At 69.5% G+C, this 23,666-nt stretch carries 23 protein-coding genes and 1 pseudogene; 12 read left to right on the top strand and 12 right to left on the bottom strand.

Annotated features, from left to right (window positions below; translation table 11 throughout):
* Positions 1–82: 82 nt before the first annotated feature.
* From ACFZDA_RS05580 to fasR, 4 genes are all read right to left on the bottom strand, one after another.
* Positions 83–331: an acyl carrier protein gene (locus tag ACFZDA_RS05580; RefSeq protein ID WP_003989952.1), complete on the bottom strand. Its 249-nt coding sequence runs from the start codon at positions 329–331 to the stop codon at positions 83–85.
* 81 nt (positions 332–412) lie between these two features.
* Positions 413–1,414 carry a beta-ketoacyl-ACP synthase 3 gene (locus tag ACFZDA_RS05575; RefSeq protein WP_391075333.1) on the bottom strand — a complete coding sequence of 334 codons (1,002 nt, stop codon included), beginning with the start codon at positions 1,412–1,414 and terminating at the stop codon, positions 413–415.
* A gap of 15 nt (positions 1,415–1,429) precedes the next feature.
* Entirely contained in the window at positions 1,430–2,365 is a 936-nt protein-coding gene (locus tag ACFZDA_RS05570) for an acyltransferase domain-containing protein (RefSeq protein ID WP_391075330.1), read from the bottom strand.
* Between the two features lie 89 nt (positions 2,366–2,454).
* On the bottom strand, positions 2,455–3,660 hold the full coding sequence (gene fasR / locus ACFZDA_RS05565; protein WP_391075327.1) for a fatty acid biosynthesis transcriptional regulator FasR: 1,206 nt from the start codon (positions 3,658–3,660) through the stop codon (positions 2,455–2,457).
* A 61-nt stretch (positions 3,661–3,721) separates the two neighbouring features.
* Between fasR and ACFZDA_RS05560 the strand changes: the two genes are divergently transcribed.
* The gene (locus ACFZDA_RS05560) at positions 3,722–4,372 is read left to right on the top strand and encodes a pirin family protein (RefSeq protein WP_391076759.1); all 651 of its coding nucleotides are present in this window, start codon (positions 3,722–3,724) and stop codon (positions 4,370–4,372) included.
* Here ACFZDA_RS05560 and ACFZDA_RS05555 read toward each other — a convergent pair.
* Together ACFZDA_RS05555 and ACFZDA_RS05550 are read right to left on the bottom strand one after the other, a co-directional pair.
* A complete protein-coding gene (locus tag ACFZDA_RS05555; RefSeq protein WP_391075324.1) occupies positions 4,369–5,184 on the bottom strand; it encodes a serine hydrolase in 816 nt (271 codons plus the stop codon). The two genes, ACFZDA_RS05560 and ACFZDA_RS05555, sit on opposite strands and share 4 nt — an antisense overlap.
* An 18-nt stretch (positions 5,185–5,202) precedes the next feature.
* Positions 5,203–5,670: a GNAT family N-acetyltransferase gene (locus tag ACFZDA_RS05550; protein WP_391075320.1), complete on the bottom strand. Its 468-nt coding sequence runs from the start codon at positions 5,668–5,670 to the stop codon at positions 5,203–5,205.
* Between the two features lie 98 nt (positions 5,671–5,768).
* On the opposite strand from ACFZDA_RS05550, the gene ACFZDA_RS05545 reads away from it, so the two are divergent.
* Complete coding sequence (locus tag ACFZDA_RS05545) at positions 5,769–6,233, top strand: MerR family transcriptional regulator (RefSeq protein WP_356929090.1); 465 nt, start codon at positions 5,769–5,771, stop codon at positions 6,231–6,233.
* Positions 6,230–7,243, top strand: coding sequence for an aldo/keto reductase (locus tag ACFZDA_RS05540; RefSeq protein ID WP_391075317.1), 1,014 nt, complete (start codon positions 6,230–6,232; stop codon positions 7,241–7,243). Before ACFZDA_RS05545 ends, ACFZDA_RS05540 begins: the two co-directional genes overlap by 4 nt.
* A gap of 79 nt (positions 7,244–7,322) precedes the next feature.
* On the opposite strand, the gene ACFZDA_RS05535 is transcribed toward ACFZDA_RS05540, so the two are convergent.
* The 3 genes from ACFZDA_RS05535 to ACFZDA_RS05525 form a co-directional block, all read right to left on the bottom strand.
* Positions 7,323–8,186, bottom strand: coding sequence for a DUF4429 domain-containing protein (locus tag ACFZDA_RS05535; protein WP_391076756.1), 864 nt, complete (start codon positions 8,184–8,186; stop codon positions 7,323–7,325).
* 67 nt (positions 8,187–8,253) lie between these two features.
* Positions 8,254–9,462: an alpha/beta hydrolase gene (locus tag ACFZDA_RS05530; RefSeq protein ID WP_391075313.1), complete on the bottom strand. Its 1,209-nt coding sequence runs from the start codon at positions 9,460–9,462 to the stop codon at positions 8,254–8,256.
* A gap of 73 nt (positions 9,463–9,535) precedes the next feature.
* A complete protein-coding gene (locus tag ACFZDA_RS05525; protein WP_391075310.1) occupies positions 9,536–10,168 on the bottom strand; it encodes a TetR family transcriptional regulator in 633 nt (210 codons plus the stop codon).
* Positions 10,169–10,292: 124 nt separating this feature from the next.
* Between ACFZDA_RS05525 and ACFZDA_RS05520 the strand changes: the two genes are divergently transcribed.
* On the top strand, positions 10,293–11,918 hold the full coding sequence (locus ACFZDA_RS05520) for a DHA2 family efflux MFS transporter permease subunit (RefSeq protein ID WP_391075307.1): 1,626 nt from the start codon (positions 10,293–10,295) through the stop codon (positions 11,916–11,918).
* 235 nt (positions 11,919–12,153) lie between these two features.
* Positions 12,154–12,465 (top strand): small hydrophobic protein, encoded by a 312-nt coding sequence (locus ACFZDA_RS05515; RefSeq protein WP_391075304.1) that lies wholly within the window; start codon positions 12,154–12,156, stop codon positions 12,463–12,465.
* Between the two features lie 75 nt (positions 12,466–12,540).
* Here ACFZDA_RS05515 and ACFZDA_RS05510 read toward each other — a convergent pair.
* Together ACFZDA_RS05510 and aceE are read right to left on the bottom strand one after the other, a co-directional pair.
* A pseudogene (locus tag ACFZDA_RS05510) lies at positions 12,541–13,269 on the bottom strand (potassium channel family protein); the annotation flags it as partial.
* Between the two features lie 83 nt (positions 13,270–13,352).
* Complete coding sequence (gene aceE / locus ACFZDA_RS05505; RefSeq protein WP_391075301.1) at positions 13,353–16,100, bottom strand: pyruvate dehydrogenase (acetyl-transferring), homodimeric type; 2,748 nt, start codon at positions 16,098–16,100, stop codon at positions 13,353–13,355.
* Between the two features lie 448 nt (positions 16,101–16,548).
* On the opposite strand from aceE, the gene ACFZDA_RS05500 reads away from it, so the two are divergent.
* The 6 genes from ACFZDA_RS05500 to ACFZDA_RS05475 all read left to right on the top strand — a co-directional run bounded on the left by ACFZDA_RS05500 (position 16,549) and on the right by ACFZDA_RS05475 (position 21,162).
* Entirely contained in the window at positions 16,549–16,986 is a 438-nt protein-coding gene (locus tag ACFZDA_RS05500) for a DUF3052 domain-containing protein (RefSeq protein WP_010048512.1), read from the top strand.
* A 132-nt stretch (positions 16,987–17,118) separates the two neighbouring features.
* Complete coding sequence (locus tag ACFZDA_RS05495) at positions 17,119–17,577, top strand: peroxiredoxin (RefSeq protein WP_010048511.1); 459 nt, start codon at positions 17,119–17,121, stop codon at positions 17,575–17,577.
* Between the two features lie 147 nt (positions 17,578–17,724).
* Positions 17,725–18,300 carry a calcium homeostasis/redox stress adaptation protein gene (locus tag ACFZDA_RS05490; RefSeq protein ID WP_391075297.1) on the top strand — a complete coding sequence of 192 codons (576 nt, stop codon included), beginning with the start codon at positions 17,725–17,727 and terminating at the stop codon, positions 18,298–18,300.
* A 122-nt stretch (positions 18,301–18,422) separates the two neighbouring features.
* Positions 18,423–18,998 carry a TerD family protein gene (locus ACFZDA_RS05485; RefSeq protein ID WP_391075295.1) on the top strand — a complete coding sequence of 192 codons (576 nt, stop codon included), beginning with the start codon at positions 18,423–18,425 and terminating at the stop codon, positions 18,996–18,998.
* A gap of 151 nt (positions 18,999–19,149) precedes the next feature.
* Positions 19,150–20,295, top strand: coding sequence for a DUF475 domain-containing protein (locus ACFZDA_RS05480; protein WP_391075292.1), 1,146 nt, complete (start codon positions 19,150–19,152; stop codon positions 20,293–20,295).
* Between the two features lie 129 nt (positions 20,296–20,424).
* Positions 20,425–21,162: a Tellurium resistance gene (locus tag ACFZDA_RS05475; protein ID WP_391075290.1), complete on the top strand. Its 738-nt coding sequence runs from the start codon at positions 20,425–20,427 to the stop codon at positions 21,160–21,162.
* 109 nt (positions 21,163–21,271) lie between these two features.
* Here the strand turns inward: ACFZDA_RS05475 and ACFZDA_RS05470 are convergent, their stop codons facing one another.
* Positions 21,272–22,195, bottom strand: a complete 924-nt coding sequence (locus ACFZDA_RS05470) for a TerD family protein (protein WP_391075287.1) — start codon at positions 22,193–22,195, stop codon at positions 21,272–21,274.
* A 227-nt stretch (positions 22,196–22,422) separates the two neighbouring features.
* Between ACFZDA_RS05470 and ACFZDA_RS05465 the strand changes: the two genes are divergently transcribed.
* On the top strand, positions 22,423–23,589 hold the full coding sequence (locus tag ACFZDA_RS05465; RefSeq protein WP_391075284.1) for an HpcH/HpaI aldolase/citrate lyase family protein: 1,167 nt from the start codon (positions 22,423–22,425) through the stop codon (positions 23,587–23,589).
* Positions 23,590–23,666: the final 77 nt, after the last annotated feature.

Genomic DNA, 23,666 nt, shown 5'->3' with positions numbered 1-23,666 from the left:
ATTCTTTCTCCAACGGATCCGAGGATTAAGCGGCGCCACCGCCGGGTGGCGGGGCAGTCAGCCCGAAGGCCTGATCGACCGATCAGCCCTGGTGCTTGAGGATGTAGTCGGTCGCGTCGCCGACGGTCTTGAGGTTCTTGACGTCCTCGTCCGGGATCTTGACGTCGAAGCGCTCTTCGGCGGCGACGACGACCTCGACCATGGACAGCGAGTCGACGTCCAGGTCGTCGGTGAAGGACTTGTCCAGCTGGACGTCCTCAACCGGGATGCCGGCGATCTCGTTCACGATCTCGGCGAGACCGGCGACGATCTCTTCCTGAGTGGCGGCCATGTCGGCGCTCCTTCGTAGATGTTCCAGAGGGTGTGGCAGGTGTTTCTCCTGTACCGGACCGCATGATCCGGCACGGAGTGCCTAGGGGAGGGTAACGACAGTCGCGGCGTAGACGAGACCCGCCCCGAAGCCGATGACGAGCGCGGTGTCGCCGCTCTTCGCCTCGCCGGTCGCCAGGAGCCGCTCCATCGCGAGCGGAATCGAGGCGGCCGAGGTGTTGCCGGTGGTGCGGATGTCACGGGCCACCGTGACGTGCTCCGGCAGTTTCAGTGTCTTCACCATCGAGTCGATGATCCGCACGTTGGCCTGGTGCGGGATGAAGACGTCCAGGTCGTCCACGGTGATCCCGGCCGCGTCCAGCGCCTGCTGGGCGACCTTCGCCATCTCGAACACGGCCCAGCGGAACACCGCCTGGCCTTCCTGGGTGATCGCGGGGAACTTCTCGACCGTCCCGTCGCGGTAGTCCGTCCACGGCACGGTCTGCTTGATGGTGTCGGACTTGTCACCCTCCGATCCCCACACGGTCGGGCCGATCGCGGGCTCCTGGGCCGGGCCGACCACCACCGCGCCGGCGCCGTCGCCGAACAGGAAGGCCGTCGCGCGGTCCTCCAGGTCGGTCAGGTCGCTCAGCCGCTCGACGCCGATCACCAGGACGTACTCCGCCGAGCCCTCGACGATCATGCCCTTGGCGAGCGTGAGGCCGTAGCCGAAGCCCGCGCAGCCCGCCGAGATGTCGAAGGCGGCGGCCCGGTCGGTGCCCAGCTTGTCGGCGATCTCCGTGGCGACGGCCGGGGTCTGCTTGAAGTGCGAGACGGTCGAGACGATCACGCCGCCGATCTGCTCGGCGGCGATGCCCGCGTCCGCGATGGCCTTGCCGGAGGCCTCCAGCGACATCGCGGCGACGGTCTCCTCGTCGGAGGCCCAGTGCCGCGTCTCGATGCCGGAGCGTGAGCGGATCCACTCGTCGGACGACTCGATCGTCTCCAGGATCACCTCGTTCGGCACGACCCGGGTCGGGCGGTAGCCGCCGACGCCGAGGATCCGCGCGTACGGGGCGCCCTTGCTGGGTTTGATCTTCGCCATGCTCTCGGGCTCCTTCTAGGCACTCTGCTCGGCGATGAGCTCGCGAGCCGCGTCGAGGTCGGCGGGGGACTTCAGGGCCAGCGTCCTCACCCCGGGCAGGGCGCGCTTGGCCAGGCCGGTGAGGGTCCCGCCGGGGCACACCTCGATCAGGGCCGTGACGCCGAGCTCCTTGAAGGTCTCCATGCACAGGTCCCAGCGGACCGGGTTGGCGACCTGGCCGACCAGACGCTCCAGCACCTCGCTGCCGGCGGCGACGGCCTGCCCGTCCTTGTTGGAGACGTAGGTGACCTTCGGGTCACCGGTGCCCCGGGCGTCGGCGGCGGCCTTCGCCAGCGTCTCGACCGCGGGGGCCATGTGGTGCGTGTGGAACGCGCCGGCCACCTTCAGCGCGATGACCTTGCGCACGCCCTCGGGCTTGTCGGCCTCCAGCGCGGCGAGCTGCTCCTGGGTGCCGGCCGCGACGATCTGGCCCGCGCCGTTGATGTTCGCCGGGGTCAGGCCGAGCTTCTCCAGGTGCGAAACCGTCACCTCGGGGTCGCCGCCGAGGAGCGCGGCCATGCCGGTCTCGGTGACGGCGGCGGCCTCGGCCATCGCGAGACCACGGGTGCGGACCAGACGGAGCGCCTCCTCGTGGGGGAGCACCCCGGCGAGCGAGGCCGCGGTGAACTCACCGACGCTGTGACCGGCGATGGCGCCGACCTTGCGCGGGAGGTCGGCCGGGTCGTCGAACAGCATGGACGCGGACGCCAGTCCGGCCGCGACCAGCAGCGGCTGGGCCACCGCGGTGTCGCGGATCTCCTCCGCGCCGGCCTCGGTGCCGTAGTGGATCAGGTCGAGACCCGCGGCGTCCGACCAGGCCTCGAGGGCACCGCGGACACCGGGGAAGTCGAGCCATGCGGACAGGAAGCCGGGCGTCTGGGCGCCCTGGCCGGGAGCGACGAGTACGAGCACTCTCACACTCTCTCTTGGAGACGGGCACGGCCGCCCGTGGGGACAGGGACGAAGAACACGAGGGGGTTTTGTCGAGCCTCGACAAAACCTTAGGCGTGGAGATCTCCATCGACCAGACGCCCCAGGATCAGCGCGATCCGCAGGGTGAACGCAGAGCGTACATCGGAGGGTGACCAGCCGGTGACGTCAGTCACACGTCGAAGCCGGTAGCGGACGGTGTTGGGATGGACGAACAGCATCCGGGCGGCGCCTTCGAGACTGCTCGCCTGTTCGAGATAGACGCTGAGGGTCTCCAGGAGCGCGGCCCCGGCCTCCTCCAGCGGTCTGTAGATCTCCTCCACCAGTTGGTCCCGGGCCGAGGGGTCACCGGCCATCGCCCGCTCCGGGAGCAGGTCGTCCGCGAGCACCGGGCGCGGGGCGTCCTGCCAGGCGGAACACGCCTTGAGGCCCGCCGCCGCGGCCTGCGCGGACCGGGTCGCGGCCAGCAGGTCCGGCACCACCGGGCCCGCCACGACCGGCCCGGCCGCGAACGGGCCGATGAGCGACTTGGCGACGGCCAGCGGGTTGTCGCTGCCGCCCGCGATGACGACCAGCCGGTCCCCGAGCACCCCGGTGAGCACCTGGAGCTTGGCGTGCCGCGCCGCGCGCCGTATGGCCTCGACGGTCAGCTCGCTGTCCCCGTCGGGCGCGGTGCCGAGCACGACACACACGTGCTCGGGCGAGTTCCACCCGAGGGCGGCGGCCCGGGACACGGCGCCCTCGTCGGCCTCGCCGCTGAGCACGGCGTTCACGACCAGGGACTCCAGGCGGGCGTCCCAGGCACCGCGCGCCTCGGCGGCCTGCGCGTACACCTGGGCGGTGGCGAAGGCGATCTCCCGGGCGTACACGAGCAGGGCCTCGCGCAGCACCCGCTCGTCGCCGGGGGCCGCGACCTCGTCGATCGCGGACTCCATGACCTCGATGGTGGTGCGCACCATCTCCACGGTCTGACGCAGTGTGATGGCCCGGGTCAGCTCGCGCGGCGCGGTTCCGAACACGTCCGTGGAGATGGCCTGCGGGGCGTCCGGATGCCGGAACCACTCGGTGAAGGCGGCGATCCCCGCCTGGGCGACCAGACCGATCCAGGAACGGTTCTCCGGGGGCATGGCCCGGTACCAGGGCAGCGTCTCGTCCATCCGCGCGATGGCCTGCGCGGCGAGCGATCCGGACGACTTCTCCAGCCGCTTCAGCGTCGCGGCATGCGGATGGGCGTCATGGGCTGCGGCCTGGCTCTTGCTGGTTTCGGGTTCGGGCACGGGACAAGACTGCCTTATCCGGACGGGAAGGTGCGTCGCCGGGTCTACGGTGGACCGCGTGATGGACATTCGGCGCGCCGAAGAGCGCTACCAGGGCGGTGACCCGGCGGCCGGAATCGAGAGCCGGCACGCCTTCTCCTTCGGGCCGCACTACGACCCGGACAACCTCCGTTTCGGCGCGGTGATCGCCTGCAACGAGGAGCGTCTGGCGCCCGGCGCCGGCTTCGACGAGCATCCGCACAGCCATACCGAGATCGTGACGTGGGTGGTCGAGGGCGAGCTGACGCACCGGGACTCCACCGGGCACGAGTCGGTGGTGCGCCACGGGGACGTCCAGCGGCTCAGCTCGGCGGGCGGGGTGCGGCACGTGGAGCGCAACGACGGCCCCGGCACCCTCACCTTCGTCCAGATGTGGCTGGCCCCGCTCCGGCCCGGCGGCGACCCGTACTACGAGGTCGTCCACGGCATCGCCGACTCGACGCCGTACGCCGTCCCGGAGGCCGGCGCGATGCTGCACGTCCGGCGCCTGGGGGCGGGGGAGCGGACGGCGGTACCGGATGCGGCATGTGCGTACGTGCACGTCGTACGCGGGGACGTACGCCTGGACGGCGAGACGCTGGGCACCGGCGACGCGGCCCGGATCACCGACGCGAAGGGCCTGGAGGCCGAGGGCGTGACGGAGGCGGAACTGCTGGTCTGGGAAATGACCTAGAGCTCCGCCAGCACCGCGTCCGTGAACGCCGGCCACGCCTCGATCGCCCACGGCCCGAACGCCCGGTCCGTCAGCGTCACGCACGCGGCCCCCGCGTCGGGGTCGATCCACAGGAACGTACCCGACTGCCCGAAATGCCCGAACGTGCGGGGCGAGGACGAAGAGCCCGTCCAGTGCGGCGACTTGGAGTCGCGGATCTCGAAGCCGAGCCCCCAGTCGTTGGGGTTCTGGTGCCCGTACCCCGGCAGGACGCCCTTCGTGCCCGGGTAGTGCACGGTCATCGCCTCGGCGACCGTACGGGGGTCCAGCAGCCGCGGGGCCTGCACCTCGGCCGCGAACCGCAGCAGGTCCCCGACCGTGGACACGCCGTCCTTGGCCGGAGAGCCGTCCAGGGTCGTCGAGGTCATCCCCAGCGGCTCCAGCACGGCCTGCCGCAGGTACTCGCCGAACGGGATGTCGGTCGCCTTCGCGACGTGGTCGCCGAGCTGCTCGAAGCCGGCGTTGGAGTACAGCCGCCGTTCCCCGGGCGGCGCCGTGACCTTGTGCTCGTCGAAGGCGAGGCCCGAGGTGTGCGCGAGCAGGTGCCGGACCGTCGACCCGGCCGGACCGGCGCTCTCGTCGAGCTCGACGGCCCCCTCCTCGTAGGCGACGAGCACCGCGTAGGCGGCGAGCGGCTTGGTCACCGACGCGAGCGGGAACCGCCATCCGGCCGGTCCGTGGGTGCCCAGCACCGTGCCGTCCGCCCGTACGACACCCGCCGCGGCGGTGGGAACCGGCCAGTTCTCGATCAACGCGAGGCTCTTCAGCGACATGCGTTCGAGCCTATGCGCTCAGAGCGTCAGCTCCAGCAAGGGGTCGGGCTTGGGCCGGAAGCCGAGGGAGACGTACAGCGGCTCGGCCTCCGGCGAGGCGGTGAGCTGCACGCGCCGGGCGCCGCGCTCGCGGAACCACTCCAGCAGCGTCGTCATGCACGCGCGCGCGTATCCACGGCGCCGGGCGGACGGGTCGGTGGCGACACTGAAGACGAAGCCGACCATGCCCCGCGGTTCGCCCGACTTCCCGATGCGGTAGTCGATCGTCCCGGCGACCAGCGACGCCAGCGCTCCCGGCCGCTCGGGGTGGTCCACGACGAACGCCGTGAAGTCCCCGTCCGGCTCGCCCAGCTTGGCCCTCAGTGTGGGGAGCGACTCCCCGTGCCAGGCGGCGGAGGGGTCGCCGAACATCGAGTCGATCATGATCTGGCGCAGGCGGAGGACTTCCTCGGCGTCCTCGGGCAGGGCGCGGCGTACGGCACTCATGACGCCCTACGCTAACCAGCCGGATCAAGCGGCGTCCTGCCGATTTCTTACCGTCCGCGCTTGCTTGGAGTGCACTCCAAGGTTCTAGCGTTGGGGGCATGACGGTGATGGAGACCACGGGTGCCAGGGCCGACAGCTGCGCCGGCCCGCCCCAGCAGAACCGGCGTCCGGACGGCGAGGACCGCTACACGATCAGTGAGGTCGTCGCCCTGACGGGCCTGACGGCGCACACCCTGCGCTGGTACGAGCGCATCGGCCTGATGCCGCACATCGACCGGTCCCACACCGGCCAGCGCCGCTACACCAACCGCGACCTCGACTGGCTCGACCTCGTCGGCAAGCTCCGCCTGACGGGCATGCCGGTCGCCGACATGGTCAGGTACGCGGAACTCGTGCGCGAGGGCGACCACACCTACGGCGAGCGCTTCGAGCTGCTGAAGACGACCCGCGAGGACGTGCTGGCCAGGATCGACGAACTCCGGGGCACGCTCGCCGTGCTGGACCGGAAGATCAGTTTCTACGCGGACGCCGGGCGGGCCCTGGCGTCGGAGAGGTCCCGATGACGGACGGCAGGATCACCACGGCGAAGCTCGGCGACAACGGCCCGGAGGTGGGCGTCCAGGGCCTCGGCTGCATGGGCATGAGCTTCGGCTACGGCCCCGCGGACGCGGACGCGTCCCGGGCCACTCTCGAACGGGCGCTGGAACTGGGCGTCACCCTGTACGACACGGCCGACGCGTACGGCGCCGGCGAGAACGAGCGGTTCCTGTCGCCGTTCTTCAAGGCACACCGCGACGAGGTCGTCATCGCGACCAAGTTCGCCCTGTCGATCCCCCCGGACGACCCGACGCGCCGCATCGTCCGCAACGACCCGCCCTACATCCGCCGGGCCGTCGAGGAGAGCCTGAAGCGCCTCGACGTCGACGTCATCGACCTCTACTACATGCACCGGCGCGATGTGAACGTGCCGATCGAGGAGAGCGTCGGCACGATGGCCGACCTGGTCCGCGAGGGCAAGGTCAAGCACCTGGGCCTGAGCGAGGTGACCGCGGACGAACTCCGCGCCGCCCACGCGGTGCACCCGATCGCCGCCGTGCAGTCGGAGTGGTCGCTGTTCAGCCGTGACATCGAGCCGAAGGTCGTCCCCGCGGCCCGCGACCTGGGCGTGGCCCTGGTCCCCTACTCCCCGCTCGGCCGCGGCTTCCTCACGGGCTCCTTCGCCAAGGCCGAGGACCTGACCTCCGACGACTTCCGCCGTCAGCAGCCCCGTTTCACGGGGGACAACGCGGCACGCAACGCCGCCCTGCTGGAGCCGATCCGCACGATCGCCTCGTCCCACGACGCGACCCCGGGCCAGATCGCCCTGGCCTGGGTCCAGCAGCAGGCGGCTGTCCACAACCTCCCGGTCATCCCCATCCCCGGCACCCGCAAGCCGACGAGGGTCGAGGAGAACGTGGCGGCGACCAGGATCGTCCTGACGGACGAACAACTGGACCTGCTGGACGGCATCGCGGCCCAGGTGGCGGGCAACCGCTACGCGGACATGGCCTTTACCTCCGCCGGACGGGAGTAAGAGGTACTCAGGGGCGCGGGGAACTGCGCGAACAACCACGCACCACCCGCGCCCGCCGACTCACCCAACTCGGCAGACGCTAAAGCTCCGCCAGCAACTCGGCCTTCTTGACCGAGAACTCCTCATCGGTCACCAACCCGGCCTGATGCAGCTCCCCGAGATGCCGAATCCGCTCGGCGATATCCGCGGGATCCCGGCGCGGCCCGGTCGCGGTCACAGCCGCCACCGGACTGGACGTCCGCACCGCGGAGAGCACAGCCGCGGCGAACGGCAACGACTCGTGCACGGGCCCGTACCCCAGCCCGAACACCACCGCCGCGGGATCCTGGTCGGCCTGCACCGCAGACGTCCCCACATCCCGCCGCAACAACCGCAGATGGCCCTCGAAGACCTCGGGCGAGCGCCACTCCACCCCGTTCAGCTCCCCGACGGGGAAGCTCTGGTCCCCGGCCTTCCACTTCGCCGACGACGCCCCCGTCCAGAACCACCGGAAGTCCACCGTCCGCCCGTCGAACGAGGCCTTCCCGTCGTACGCCTTGAAGGACAACGGCCCCTTCGGCGGCTCCACGAGGAACCGCTCCGCCGGCCCCGACTCCGACTCCGTCAGCAGCGACCGCAACTCGTCGGCGTAGTACTCCGCGAGGACCTCCCGCTCGGCGGGCAGCACCAGCCGGTAGGGATCGCCGCTGTCCTTGAGCTGTCCGGCGGCGGCCTCCATCAACGGATCCGCACCGGGCCGCGGCTCGACGCGCAGCACCACCGTGCCGCGCTTCCCGCGGGTCAGTGTCACCCCGGCGATCGCGGCCAGGGGCACACGCCGTTCCCCCAGCGCCTGGAAGAGCTTGGGTGTTCGTATCCCCCGCTCGTAACGGATGAGCACGGAGTCGGACTCGAACTCCCAGGCGGCATGAAATCCGGCCAGTACGTCACCCATGCGGCTCATCGTATGTGGCACGCGCTCCTCCGTCCCCCTCCCGAGCAGACCGCGGTTTCTTTCGCCTCTACGCGCGTCAGGCCGCTGCCGTGCCGGACAAACCGGTCCGGCAGACGCCGTCTTCGTGCGCGCAGTGCACCGAGCGGTATGCGCCAACGCCGATCTCTGCGAAATTCATCAGACTTGCCGTGCCCGGCTCGAAGTAGCCGGCGTGACCCTTCGCACCCTGCGCCGACAGCACCCGCGCACCGAACCCGGTGGACACCGGGTCGGCCCCGTGGCCCAGCCCGCCGAGCTCCAGGTACGGCACGTCCTGGATCCAGTCGTCGGCGTCCCGCATCGCCCACACCCGGGCGGTGGTGTGCAGCTGGGCGGCCCGCTCCGCGCGCATGCCGGGGCTGCCGGCCACCGCGATGTCGGACACCCGGCCCGGCAGCGAGTGCGCGGCGACCCCGCACACCACGGAGCCGTAGCTGTGGCAGAACAGCGAGACCGGCGAGCTGCCCGGCAGCGCCCGCACCAGCGCGTTCAGCCGTACGGCGCCCTCCTTTGCGCGCATCGCCGTGGCCGAGTCGATGCCGAGTCCGCTGGGTGCCGTGTAGTCGGCCCAGGCGATCACGGCCGTACGGGTCGACGGGCTCGCCGTCCGCTCGGCCGCGTACAGGGACTCGGCCATGCCGACGGGCGCCGCGTACTTGCGCTGGGTGCGCTGGAAGGTGAGCAGGTCGGTGTCCACACCGGGCACGACGACCGAGACCCGGTCCGCCTCGCGCAGGTCGCCGAAGACCTCCGCCACCCGTCCCGAACCCTCGGGATCGAAGGCGAGGATGTGGCGCCCCTTCTCCATGAGGTCGTCGAAGCGGTGCATCCGGCGGGCGGCCTCGTGCTTCCCGGCCCGGGTGAGACGGCTGTCGTGCATGCGTTCCCGCTCGACCTCGCGTGCCTGGCCGAGCGCGACGCGATTGGCGCGGTAGCGCAGTTCGACCGGGGCGCCGTTCATGTTGCCGACGGCGAGCGGGTACTTGCGGACCAGGCTCGCGCGGTCCCGCTCGGTGAGCGAGGTGAAGAAACGAGCCAGCTTCGCCGGCTGGGACTGCGGGTCCGGCAGCCGGTGACCGCCGACCCGGCCGTGCTCCCAGGCGGAGAGCGAGGCTTGGAGCGGTGTGTCGCCCCGCTGGTTGCGCAGGGCCGTCCAGCCGGTGGCCGTCAGCATGACGAACACGACGGCCAGAGCGAGCAGTGCGCGCCAGACGTTCAGTTGCGGGGTGGTGTCGAAGGAAGTCACTGAAAGGACACACTAGGAGAACGAGAGGGTCTCGCGTTAACCAAGTGACCGGGATCACGTTTCGGTGAATGTGCTAAGGGGACTGCTCTGTACGCCAGTTCCCGGCCAGGGCGGGACCCACCTGATCCAGGTAGGTGGCGGTGAGTTGGCGCATTCCTTCGAGGGTGAGGTCGTCCCCCGCGGACCACAGTCGCTCGGTGACGCGAATCACTCCGCCGAAGAGGGCCACGACGATTCTGGGCCGCGGATCCGCGTCCACGTCGAGCCCCTCGCGCTCGGCGATGATGCGCGCGAGCTCCTCCTCCAGTTCCGCCGACCGCCGCAGATGGGCGGCGAGCAGCGCGGGCGTGGACTCGATCACCCGGTAGACGCGCAGGTGGAGTTCGACCGGCACGATCTCCTCGATCGTCTCGTTGATCGTGTCCCAGCTCTCCAGCACGGCCCGGCGCAGCGCCTCCAGCGGGGCCTCGCCCGGCGGACGGGCCCGTACCGCCTGGACGACCTGGTTCTCCGCCAGCCGCGGCACGTAGAACGCCGTCTCCTCCTTGCCCGCGAAGTAGCGGAAGAAGGTGCGCTGAGAGACGTCGACGGCGGCGGCGATGTCGTCGACGGTCGTCTCGTCGTACCCGCGCGTGGCGAACAGTTCCAGGGCGGCCCGCAGCAGCGCGTCCCGGGTGCGCCGTTTCTTGCGTTCGCGCAGGTTCAAGAGGTGCCTCTCTCTTCTCTGTCTTCAGTGTTTGCCCAGTTCAGGCTATATGGAAGGTGTTATGTCAGTTACCGGCTTGTGAATCGGTTTGTCAATTGTCAGTGGCTGTCATTAGCCTCCAGGTATGACTAGTCAGACCACCATCGACACGACGGGGCCAGGGGGCGGGACACCGGCGACGCCGTCGGACGCGACGCCGGGCAAGGGGCTGCGAGGGCACCCCTGGCTCACCCTCATCACCGTCGCAGTGGGGGTCATGATGGTGGCCCTCGACGGCACCATCGTGGCCATAGCCAACCCCGCGATACAGAAGGACCTCGGCGCCACCTTCGCCCAGGTCCAGTGGATCACCAACGGATACTTCCTCGCGCTCGCGGTCTCCCTGATCACCGCGGGCAAGCTCGGCGACCGCTTCGGCCACCGGCAGACCTTCCTCATCGGCGTCGTCGGCTTCGCCGCCGCCTCGGGGGCCATCGGTCTGTCCGACAGCATCGCGCTGGTCGTCACCTTCCGCGTCCTGCAAGGCCTCTTCGGCGCGCTGCTGATGCCGGCCGCGCTCGGCCTGCTGCGGGCCACCTTCCCGGCCGAGAAGCTCAACATGGCGATCGGCATCTGGGGCATGGTCATCGGCGCGTCCACCGCCGGCGGCCCGATCCTCGGCGGCGTGCTCGTCGAGCACGTCAACTGGCAGTCGGTGTTCTTCATCAACGTGCCGGTCGGTGTCCTCGCCGTCGTCCTCGGTGTGCTGATCCTCCTCGACCACCGCGCCGAGAACGCCCCGCGCTCCTTCGACATCCTGGGCATCGCCCTGCTGTCCACGGCCGTGTTCTGCCTGGTGTGGGCGCTCATCAAGGCCCCGCCGTCCGAGTGGGGCTGGGGCGATCCCAAGACCATCGGGTTCCTCGGTGCCTCCGTGCTGGGCTTCGCGCTGTTCGCCTTCTGGGAGACGAAGGTCAAGGAGCCGCTGATCCCGCTCGCGCTGTTCCGCTCCGTGGCGCTGTCCGCGGGTGTCGTGCTGATGGTCCTGATGGCCATCGCCTTCATGGGCGGCCTGTTCTTCGTGACGTTCTACCTGCAGAACGTGCACGGCATGAGCCCGATCGACGCGGGCCTGCACCTGCTGCCGCTCACCGGCATGATGATCGTCGGTTCGCCGCTCGCCGGCGTGATGATCACCAAGTTCGGTCCGCGGATCCCGCTCGCGGGCGGTATGGCGCTCACCGCGATCGCCATGTACGGGATGTCGACGCTGGAGACGGACACCGGCAGCGCCATCATGTCCCTCTGGTTCGCCCTGCTCGGCCTCGGCCTCGCGCCGGTCATGGTCGGCGCGACCGAAGTCATCGTCGGCAACGCCCCGATGGAGCTGTCGGGCGTCGCGGGCGGCCTGCAGCAGGCCGCCATGCAGATCGGCGGCAGCCTGGGTACGGCCGTGCTGGGCGCCGTGATGGCCTCCAAGGTCAACAGCGACCTCGCGGGCAACTGGGCGAAGGCGGGGCTCCCGCCGCTCACGCCGGAGCAGGAGCACCAGGCGTCCGAGGCCGTCCAGGTCGGTGTCCCGCCGGTGGCGCCGGGGACGCCGGACGCGATCGCAGCGAAGATCACGGGCGTCGCGCACGACACGTTCATCTCCGGCATGAGCGCGGCGTCCCTCGTGGCGGCCGGCGTTGCCGTGGTGGCGGTGCTGGTGGCGTTCCTCACCAAGCGCGGTGAGAACGCGGGCGCCGGCGCGGGCGCGGCGCACATCTGACGGTCTTTTTCCGGGTGTTCGCCTATCAGGGTGAACAAGACCGCCGGCCACTCCCCTCCGGGGCGCATCGCAGGTCACAGTGGGTCAAGTCCTCCGCAGCGCATGGAGGACGGACGCTGCGGCGCGCTGCCGGAGGGGGGCGGCGCGCAAGCAGCGGGATTGAGACCCGCTGTGGGGGTACTCGCCATGTCGTACCCGAAACGAACCCCAACCGACCGAGGGTTTACGGGAGTTGATGATGGCGAGCTTCGGACACGGTACGCGCAGGCACCCCCGCTCACGTGGCCGGACGTGGTCACGGACCGGGCCGGATCGCGCGACGCTCGGAATCATCGGAGCCATCTGCGCGGTCGCCGGATTCTTCGTGCTGGGGATCATCCTCGGCCCTGTGGCGATCGTCTGTGGCTGGCTCGCCATGGGCCGCACATGGGCGGGCTCGCGCCCGGCCACGGCCGTCGTCGCCCTGGTCCTGGGCGCCATCGACACGCTCCTGGCCATCATCTGGCTGGCCGGAGCCACCACCCCGGGCAACGGCATGCTCTTCTGACCCCATGCCGTCCCTGCCCGGGGACATGAGGGAGGGGCCTCCGGCGTCGAGCCGGGGCCCCTCCCTCATGTCATTCACCGACGTTCCCTTCAGCGCCGCCAACTCCTCCCGCAACGCCCGAACCTCCTCGGTCAGCTCCCGTATCGCCTCCGTCTGCCGCCGCTCCTCCGCGTCGTCCTTCTCGAACCGCGCGATGAACCACGCCGCGATGTTCGCCGTGACCACACCCAGCAGGGCGATCCCGGACAGCATCAGCCCGACCGCCAGCATCCGCCCCAGCCCGGTCGTCGGCGCGTGATCCCCGTACCCCACGGTCGTCATCGTCGTGAACGACCACCACACCGCGTCACCCAGCGTCCGGATGTTCCCGTCCGGCGAGTCCCGCTCCACCGACAGCACCGCCAGCGACCCGAACATCAGCAGCCCGACCACCGCACCCACGACATACGTCGTGAGCTTTATCTGCGAGGCCATGCGCGCCCGCTGCCCGAGCAGCAGCAGCGTCGACACCAGCCGCAGCAACCGCATCGGCTGAAGCATCGGCAGCAACACCGCGCCCAGGTCGAGCCAGTGCGTCCGTACGAACGCCAGCCGCTGCTCGGCGAGCGCGAGCCGTATGACGTAGTCGAGCGCGAACGCGCCCCACACCACCCACTCGACGGCCGTGCACACCTCCACCACGTCCCGGCTCGCGTCGGGCCGGACGATCGGCACCGCATAGGCGACGGCGAAGGCCAGGGCCAGGCCGAACAGCGGCCGCTGCGTGTGCTGTTCCCAACGGAGTCGGGCCGATTGCTGCTGCATGGGCGCATCGTAGAAAAGGTGAAGGGGTGGTGTGCCCACGGTGTTCCCGTGAGGCTCACCACCCCTTGACAGAGCCTTGCGTGTTACGCGTCGCCGCCCGCGGCCCCCGGGTCGGCCGCCGACACGTCGAGCAACTGGTACCGGTCGATGGCCTGCTTGAGCACCGACCGGTCGACCTTGCCCTCACGGGCCAGCTCGGTCAGCACCGCCACCACGATCGACTGCGCGTCGATGTGGAAGAAGCGCCGGGCGGCGCCCCGCGTGTCCGCGAAGCCGAAACCGTCCGCGCCGAGCGACTGGTACGTCTGCGGCACCCAGCGCGCGATCTGGTCCGGAACCGACCGCATCCAGTCGGACACGGCCACGACCGGGCCTTCCGCGCCCGCCAGCTTCCGCGTCACGTACGGCACCCGCTGCTCCTCCTCCGGGTGCAGCAGGTTGTGCTCCTCGCAGGCCACGGCCTCGCGCCGCAGCTCGTTCCAGGAGGTCGCCGACCACACGTCGGCCTTGACGTTCCACTCCTCGGCCAGGATCTTCTGCGCCTCGACCGCCCACGGCACCGCGACACCCGACGCCATGATCTGCGCCGGGATCGAGCCGCCCGCGCCCTCGCTGAAGCGGTAGACGCCCTTGAGGATGCCCTCCACGTCCACGTTCTCGGGCTCGGCCGGGTGCTGGATCGGCTCGTTGTAGACGGTCAGGTAGTAGAAGACGTCCTCGCCGTGCGGATGCTCGGGCGAGCCGCCGTACATCCTCCGCAGCCCGTCCTGCACGATGTGCGCGATCTCGAAGCCGAACGCCGGGTCGTACGCCACGCATCCGGGGTTCGTGGAGGCCAGCAGCTGGGAGTGGCCGTCGGCGTGCTGGAGGCCCTCACCGGTCAGGGTCGTCCGGCCGGCGGTCGCGCCCAGGACGAAACCGCGGGCCAGCTGGTCGGACATCTGCCAGAACTGGTCGCCGGTGCGCTGGAAACCGAACATCGAGTAGAAGACGTAGACCGGGATCAGCGGCTCGCCGTGGGTCGCGTAGGCGGAGCCGGCGGCGATCAGGGACGCCGTGCAGCCCGCCTCCGAGATGCCGTCGTGCAGCATCTGGCCGTTCGGCGCCTCCTTGTAGGCGAGCAGCAGGTCACGGTCGACCGACTCGTACTGCTGGCCGAGCGGGTTGTAGATCTTCGCGCTCGGGAAGAACGAGTCCATGCCGAACGTGCGGTACTCGTCCGGTGCGATCAGCACGAACCGCTTGCCGATCTCCTTGTCCCGCATGAGGTCCTTGAGCAGGCGCACAAAGGCCATCGTCGTGGCGATCGACTGCTGGCCCGAGCCCTTCTTCACGGTCGCGTACGTCTTGTCCTCGGGAAGAGGCAGGGGCTTCGACCGTACGACGCGCGTCGGGACGTAACCGCCGCAGCCCTTGCGGCGGTCGTGCATGTACTGGATCTCCTCCGAGTCCCGGCCCGGGTGGTAGTACGGCGGGGCGCCGGACTCCAGCTCCTTGTCGGAGATCGGCAGGTGCAGGCGGTCGCGGAAGCGCTTGAGGTCGTCGACCGTCAGCTTCTTCATCTGGTGCGTGGCGTTGCGGCCCTCGAAGTTCGGGCCCAGCGTCCAGCCCTTGATCGTCTTGGCGAGGATCACCGTCGGCTGGCCCTTGTGCTCCACGGCCGCCTTGTACGCCGCGTAGATCTTCCGGTGGTCGTGGCCGCCGCGCCCCAGGTGCAGGATCTGGTCGTCGGTCATGTTCTCGACCATCGCGCGCAGGCGGTGGTCGTCGCCGAAGAAGTGGTCGCGGATGTACGCGCCGGTCTCCGTGGCGTACGTCTGGAACTGTCCGTCCGGCGTGGTGTTCATCCTGTTGACCAGCACGCCGTCGCGGTCCTGGGCGAGCAGCGGGTCCCAGGTGCGGTCCCAGACCAGCTTGATCACGTTCCAGCCGGCGCCGCGGAAGATCGACTCCAGCTCCTGGATGATCTTGCCGTTGCCGCGCACCGGGCCGTCGAGGCGCTGCAGGTTGCAGTTGACGACGAACGTGAGGTTGTCCAGGCCCTCGCGGGCGGCGATGGACAGCTGGCCCAGCGACTCCGGCTCGTCCATCTCGCCGTCGCCGAGGAACGCCCACACGTGCGACTTCGAGGTGTCGGCGATCCCGCGCGCGTGCATGTAGCGGTTCATCCGCGCCTGGTAGATCGCGCCGATCGGGCCGAGGCCCATCGACACCGTCGGGAACTCCCAGAAGTCCGGCATGAGCCGCGGGTGCGGGTACGACGACAGGCCGTACGGTGCCTTCGACTTCTCCTGGCGGAAGCCGTCCAGGTGCTGCTCGCTGAGCCGGTCCAGCAGGAAGGCGCGGGCGTAGATGCCCGGCGAGGCGTGCCCCTGGAAGAAGACCTGGTCGCCGCCGTCGCCCTCGTCCTTGCCGCGGAAGAAGTGGTTGAAGCCGACGTCGTAGAGGGAGGCCGAGGACGCGAAGGTCGCGATGTGGCCGCCCACGCCGATGCCGGGGCGCTGGGCCCGGGAGACCATCACCGCCGCGTTCCACCGGGTCGCGTTGAGGATCTTCCGCTCGATCTCCTCGTTGCCCGGGAAGAAGGGCTCGCTCTTGGTGGGGATGGTGTTGACGTAGTCCGTGCTGCGCATCTCCGGCACGGCCACGCGCTTCTCGCGGGCCCGCTCGATCAGCCGCAGCATCAGAAAACGGGCGCGCTCCCGACCGCGCTCGTCGACGGCGGCGTCGAGGGAGTCGAGCCACTCCTGCGTCTCTTCCGGATCGAAGTCAGGAACCTGACTCGGAAGGCCGCCAATGATGATCGGGTTGCGATCGGATGCGGAAGCCACGCTGTTCCTTACCTGTCAGAGGGCCTGCGAGGGCCGCTGTTTCGCTGTCGTCGCCGGGCGTTGGTCGCTGGGGCCGCGCCGCTCCCCATGGTCCACCTCGGGGCCGCAAACGTCATCTCTACCCGGCGGTAACCCGGGCGTGGGACCGGCGCCGTGACGTATGGGGCGAATACCTTCGAGTCTCGTACCCCCGGACGATTCCCAAACGCCCAAACAGGGCAGAAAGGTGTGGTGTGTGTCACCTGGGGCCATGATGGTGTGCCTGGAGTTGCGGTGACACCGCCAGGATCGTCACCGTTTCGGCGGTCTGAACGGCCGGGTACTTGCGCGATCCGCCCCGCCCGTGTGGACTACGGCCAATGCTTCGCGCACGCGCGTGGCTGAGATTCCCCCGAGCTCACAGGAGCAGGGGGTACCGACATCCCAAGAAATGATCAGGAGGCAACCCGTGAGCGCGACCGCGGACCACGCGGAGGAGCGGACGAACCCTGCCGCCAGGCTGGGGTTCCAGCCCGGGCAGGTGGTCCAGGAGATCGGCTACGACGACGACGTGGACCAGGAACTCCGCGAGGCCATTGAGGGCATCGTCGAGGGCGACCTGGTGGACGAGGACTACGACGACGTGGCCGACGCCGTTGTGCTGTGGTTCCGTGACGACGACGGCGACCTGACGGATGCGCTGGTCGATGCCACCACGTACATCGAAGAGGGCGGCGCGATCCTGCTCCTCACGCCGAAGACCGGCCGTTCGGGCTATGTGGAGCCGAGCGACATCTCGGAAGCCGCCACCACGGCGGGTCTGACGGCGTCCAAGAGCGTCAGCGTCGGGAAGGACTGGAGCGGCAGCCGGCTGGCGACGCCCAAAGCCGCCAAGTCGAAGCGTTAGCCGTACGGCACGTCCGCGCGTCAGCCGTATGGACGGGGCGGGCCGGCATCGTCGGCCCGCCCACCGGTCTGCGCCGGTCCCTGCGTAGGGTGGGGCCCATTCGAGAAGCCCCACGAAGGGACACCCACAACGATGGCGATCCAGGTCGGCGAGAAGGCCCCCGACTTCGAGCTCAAGGACAACCACGGCGCGAGCGTGAAGCTGTCCGACTTCCGCGGTCGGAAGAACGTGGTGCTGCTCTTCTACCCCTTCGCCTTCACCGGCGTGTGCACGGGCGAGCTGTGCGAGCTGCGGGACAACCTGCCGCAGTTCTCCGACCGCGACACCCAGCTGCTCGCCGTCTCCAACGACTCCATCCACACCCTGCGCGTCTTCGCCGAGCAGGAGGGCCTGGAGTACCCGCTGCTGTCGGACTTCTGGCCGCATGGCAACGTCTCGCGCGCCTACGGCGTCTTCGACGAGGACAAGGGCTGCGCCGTGCGCGGCACCTTCGTCATCGACAAGGAGGGCGTCGTGCGCTGGACGGTCGTCAACGGCCTGCCGGACGCGCGCGACCTGAACGACTACGTGAAGGCGCTCGACACCCTGTGACGCCGGTCGGGCGTCATGCGCTCGACACCCGCTGATTTGTCGGCTTCAGGGCCTGCGTGGGGCGGGAACCCGTCACTAGGATCGACTCGTTGATCCGACATCCGAGCACAACGGGGCATCCCGCCCCCGGACACCAATGGAGGACTCGTGGGAGTCAGCCTCAGCAAGGGCGGCAACGTATCGCTGACCAAGGAGGCGCCGGGCCTGACCGCGGTCATCGTCGGTCTGGGGTGGGACGTCCGCACCACGACCGGCACCGACTTCGACCTGGACGCCAGCGCGCTGCTGCTGAACAACTCCGGCAAGGTCGCCAGCGACCAGCACTTCGTCTTCTTCAACAACCTCAAGAGCCCCGACGGCTCCGTCGAGCACACCGGCGACAACCTCACCGGTGAGGGCGAGGGCGACGACGAGCAGATCAAGGTCAACCTCGCCACGGTTCCGGCCGACGTCGAGAAGATCGTCTTCCCGGTCTCGATCTACGACGCCGAGACCCGCCAGCAGTCCTTCGGCCAGGTGCGCAACGCGTTCATCCGCGTCGTGAACCAGGCCGGCGGCACCGAGATCGCCCGCTACGACCTGAGCGAGGACGCCTCCACCGAGACCGCCATGGTCTTCGGTGAGCTCTACCGGCACGGCGCGGAGTGGAAGTTCCGCGCCATCGGCCAGGGCTACGCCTCGGGCCTGCGCGGCATCGCGCAGGACTTCGGCGTGAACGTCTGAGCCCGTCCGAAGGGCCCTGACGACAGGGCCCCCAGGTCTTCCTGTCCGGCGCCGCACGGTTTACGTGCGGCGCCGGACGTGCAGGACCACCTGAGAAACACCACCCGGGGAGGGACAGCATCATGGGCGTCACGCTCGCCAAAGGGGGCAACGTCTCCCTGTCCAAGGCCGCACCGAACCTCACTCAGGTGATGATCGGGCTCGGCTGGGACGCGCGCTCCACCACCGGAGCCCCGTTCGACCTCGACGCCAGCGCGCTGCTGTGCAGCGGCGGGCGCGTGCTCGGGGACGAGTGGTTCGTGTTCTACAACCAGCTCAAGAGCCCGGACGGTTCCGTGGAGCACACCGGTGACAACCTCACCGGTGAGGGCGAGGGCGACGACGAGTCGCTGCTGATCGACCTCTCCAAGGTGCCGCCCCAGTGCGACAAGATCGTCTTTCCGGTCTCCATCCACATGGCCGACGAGCGGAACCAGACCTTCGGCCAGGTCAGCAACGCGTTCATCCGCGTGGTGAACCAGGCGGACGGCCAGGAACTCGCCCGCTACGACCTCAGCGAGGACGCCTCCACGGAGACCGCGATGATCTTCGGCGAGGTCTATCGCTACCAGGGCGAATGGAAGTTCAGGGCCGTCGGGCAGGGGTACGCGTCGGGGCTGCGGGGCATCGCACTGGACTTCGGGGTCAACGTCACGTAACGCGATATGAGCAAAACCCCGGGCCCCGTGGGGTGCGAAAGGGGGAGGACTAGACTTCGGCTTCAAAAGTTCGTAAAGCCGGGTACGGCGCGGGGGAGCCCTACCCCCAGACTCCGTCTGGGGGCACCCCCGACACACGATTGGGTAGCCAGTGGTTCTGAAAACCTTCGGGTGGTCGTTCGCGGTCACCGCGCTCGGCCTGGTCGCGGCGGTCCTGTTCGGCGGTTGGACCGCGCTCGGCATCGTCGCGATCCTCTCCGTCCTCGAGATCTCGCTGTCCTTCGACAACGCGGTGGTCAACGCCGGGATCCTGAAGAAGATGAATGCCTTCTGGCAGAAGATCTTCCTCACCGTCGGCATTCTGATCGCCGTCTTCGGCATGCGGCTGGTCTTCCCCGTCGTGATCGTCGCGATCAGCGCCCAGCTGGGCCCGATCAAGGCCGTCGAACTCGCCTTGAACGACAAGGACCGCTACCAGCAGCTCGTGACCGACGCTCACCCGTCGATCGCCGCCTTCGGTGGCATGTTCCTGTTGATGATCTTCCTCGACTTCATCTTCGAGGACCGGGACATCAAGTGGCTCGGCTGGCTGGAGCGCCCGCTGGCCAAGCTCGGCAAGGTCGACATGCTGTCGGTCTGCATCGCGCTGGTCGTCCTGCTGATCTCGGCGATGACCGTCGCCACCCACGCCCACCAGCACGGCGGCACCCATGTCGACAAGGCGGAGACGGTCCTGCTCGCCGGCATCGCCGGTCTGATCACCTACATGATCGTCGGCGGGCTCTCCGGCTACTTCGAGGACAAACTCGAAGAGGAGGAGGAACGCGAGCACGAGGCGGAGGAAGAGGCCGAGCGCACCGGCAAGCCCCGCTCGGCGGTCCAGCTGGCCGGCAAGGCCGCCTTCTTCATGTTCCTCTACCTCGAGGTCCTGGACGCGTCCTTCTCCTTCGACGGCGTCATCGGCGCCTTCGCCATCACCAACGACATCGTCCTGATGGCCCTCGGCCTCGGCATCGGCGCCATGTACGTCCGGTCGCTGACGGTCTACCTGGTCCGCCAGGGCACCCTCGACGACTACGTCTACCTGGAGCACGGCGCGCACTACGCGATCGGCGCCCTCGCCGTGCTCCTGCTCGTCACCATCCAGTACCAGATCAACGAGATCATCACCGGCCTCATCGGCGTCGTCCTGATCGCCGCCTCCTTCTGGTCCTCCGTCCGCCGCAACAAGGCGATCGCCGCGGCCGAGGGAAAAGCCGGCTCGGACGAGAAGACTGAGGTCTCGTCCGGGGTGTGACACCCCTCCGGGTGAGGAACGCTCTGTGCGGGGCGGCCACCGAGGTGACTCCTCGGGGCCGCCCCGTCGGTCGTCAAGGGCCACGGGTACGGCGAGGACCCGCGGTCACCAAGGGAACGTGGGGGCGGAATGGGCCTGTTCGACGGACTGAGGCGTGGACGCGATGTGCAGTTCGACTCGGGACACGCGGCAACCAACGCGATCGAACTGACCAAGCGGCGCGCGCAGATATCACTCACCAAACAGGACGCGGCCACCGGCCATCTCCGGGTCAACCTGAGCTGGCGGATGCGCACGTCCGACATCGGCGGCCCGCAGCGCGAGAGCCTGCTGCGGCACCCCTTGAGGGCCCTGAAGCCGCCTGAGGTCATCGGCCACAGCCAGAGCGTGGTCAACGTCGACCTCGACCTGGGCTGTCTGTACGAGCTCCAGGACGGCAGCAAGGGCGTCGTCCAGCCCCTCGGCGGCTACTTCGGTGACGTCAACGCCCCGCCGTACGTCAAGCTCAGCGGCGACGACCGGTTCGGCTCCGCGTCCGGCGAGACGATGTACATCAACCTCGACCACCGCGACGACATCAAGCGGCTCCTGGTCTTCGTCTACATCTACGACCAGACACCCGCCTTCGACCGCGCCCACGCCATCGTCACGCTCTACCCGAGCAACGGCCCCCGCATCGAGATCCACCTCGACGAACGCCAGCCGCAGGCCCGCTCCTGCGCCGTCGTCATGATCGAGAAGGTCAAGAACGAGATCATCGTGCGCCGCGAGGTGAAGTTCGTCTACGGGTTCCAGGCCGAGCTGGACCGGCTGTACGGGTGGGGGCTCCAGTGGGGGCGGGGTTACAAGACGAAGGTCGAGCGCTAGGCCGTGTCCGCAGAGTCCCGTCGTCCGCCCGGAGGGCGGGCCAGGTGTCGCGGGGCAGGCGGGACTTTGCGGACACGGCCCCGGGGAGACCCCCGAGGACCGGTCCTGCCTAGCGGCCGATGAACTGCGGGCCCTGCGGGGGAAGGCGGAAGTCCGGGTCGGGGGACGCGGCCGCGACCGGCTCCGGGTAGCCGTAGCCGGACTGCGCGCCCGTGACGCCCGCGGTCGCCGGTGCCTGGGGGTAGCCGTACGCGGGCGGGCTGGTGGGCTGCGGGTAGCCGTACGCCGGCTGGGTCGCCGGGGGCTGCTGGGGCGGCGGATAGCCGTACCCGGTCTGCGCGGGCACCACGGTCGGCTGCTCCGGCGGCAGCGGCCGGGACACCTCGGGGGAGGGCCGGCCGGCGGCCGGGGGCTGCTGGGTCGTGGCGGAGGTCGTGGACTGTGCCGGGTCGGCCGTGGCCGGCTGCCCGGCGGTCTCCTCCATCGCCTCCGACTCGTCGACCGAGATGCCGTAGTCGGTGGCGAGCCCCTGAAGCCCGTTCGAATAACCCTCGCCCAGCGCCCGGAACTTCCAGCCCTCCCCGCGCCGGTACAGCTCACCGCAGATCAGCGCGGTCTCCTGGCCCGTCTCCGGCTTGACGTCGAAGTACGCCAGAGCCTCCGCGCCGGTGCCCGCCGCGTCGTACAGCAGAATGCGCAGCGCCCGTACGCGGTCGAAGGTGACGCCGTCCGCCGAGGCGACCAGCAGAATCCGGCTGACCCCCGACTCGACACCGGCGAGATCTGTCTGGATCGTGTCGGTCAGGCCTTCGGCGACCCGCTTCTTGCCGAGCCGCCACACCTTCCCGGAAGGGTGCCGGGGCTGGTTGTAGAAAACGAAGTCCTCGTCGGAGCGCACATGACCGTCGGGGCCGAGGAGCAGCGCGGAGGCGTCGACGTCCGGAACCCCCTGCCCGGGTGTCCAGCGCAGCACGGCGCGCACCGTGGTGGCTTCCAGCGGGACGTTCGACCCCTTCAGCATCGCGTGCGTCATGCGGTCATCCTGCCTTCTCGGTCCTGCTCACGACAACGCGGGCCCGCGGTGCCCGAGCGGCGCCGACGGCCCTCGCGGACTACCGTCGTCGTGTCCGGGCCCGGCTGTGCTTGCCCGCGTTACCTGAAATTCATGCCCGACGGGAACCTCTGCCATGGACTTCTACGTACTATTACCGGCCACCTTTCGACGATTCGTAGGTCGCACCACCACCACGGGGGAGTTCCATGCGGCATTTCGGGCACATCGCCCCTGAGGTGCGGAAGCGTCTCTTCCACCGCGAGCCGTGTACGTTCACCGCGGATTCGCCGGCCCGGCTGCTCTCGGCCGCCCTCGGCGCCACGCTCTACAGTCCGGCCACCCGGACCCGCCTCGCCGACGACATCCTCAAGCAGGCCGGTCGCGGTGTGGTCTCCATGGTCCTGTGCCTGGAGGACTCGATCGACGACGCGGAGGTCGGCCCGGGCGAGGAGAACCTCGTCCGCCAGCTCACGGCCCTCGCCGGCCGCCCGGGCGCGGACCTGCCGCTGCTCTTCATCCGGGTCCGCGTCCCCGAGCAGATACCCGACCTGGTACGACGCCTCGGACCCGCCGTCCGGATGCTGTCCGGATTCGTACTGCCGAAGTTCACCGAGGAACGCGGCATCCCCTTCCTGGAGGCACTGGCGAGCGCCGAGGCGGAAGGCGGCCGGCGCCTCTTCGCCATGCCGGTGCTGGAGTCGCCGGAACTGCTCTACCGGGAGTCGCGCGTGGCGACCCTGGAGGGCATCTCCCGGGCGGTCGACAAGTACCGCGACCGCGTCCTCGCCCTGCGCCTCGGCGTGACGGACTTCTGCTCCTCCTACGGGCTGCGCAGAGGCCCCGACATGACGGCCTACGACGTGCAGATCGTCGCCTCGGTGATCGCCGACGTGGTGAACATGCTGGGCCGCGCCGACGGGACCGGCTTCACGGTGACCGGGCCGGTGTGGGAGTACTTCCGGGTCCAGGAGCGCATGTTCAAGCCGCTGCTGCGGCAGAGCCCCTTCCTTGAGGTGCAGGCCGCGGAGCTGCGCGAGAAGCTGATTGAGCACGCCATGGACGGCCTGCTCAGGGAGATCTCCCTGGACCAGGCCAACGGACTGCTGGGCAAGACCTGCATCCACCCCTCGCACGTGCTGCCCGTGCACGCCCTGTCGGTCGTCAGCCACGAGGAGTTCTCGGACGCCCAGGACATCCTGCGGCCCGAGCGCGGCGGCGGGGGTGTGCTGAGGTCGGCGTACACGAACAAGATGAACGAGGTGAAGCCGCATCGGGCCTGGGCCGAGCGGACCCTGCTGCGCGCCGAGGTTTTCGGCGTGGCGAACGAGGACATCGGCTTCGTGGAGCTGCTCGCGGCCGGCCTGCTCGACTGAACACACGGCATCCGAGCGCACGGCATCTGCAACGCACGGCATCCAAGGGCCGCGGGCTCGCCGGAAAGACCACCGAC

Source organism: Streptomyces sp. NPDC007991, assembly GCF_042958445.1.
Taxonomy (GTDB): domain Bacteria; phylum Actinomycetota; class Actinomycetes; order Streptomycetales; family Streptomycetaceae; genus Streptomyces.
This window is presented reverse-complemented; position numbering and strand designations above follow the sequence as displayed.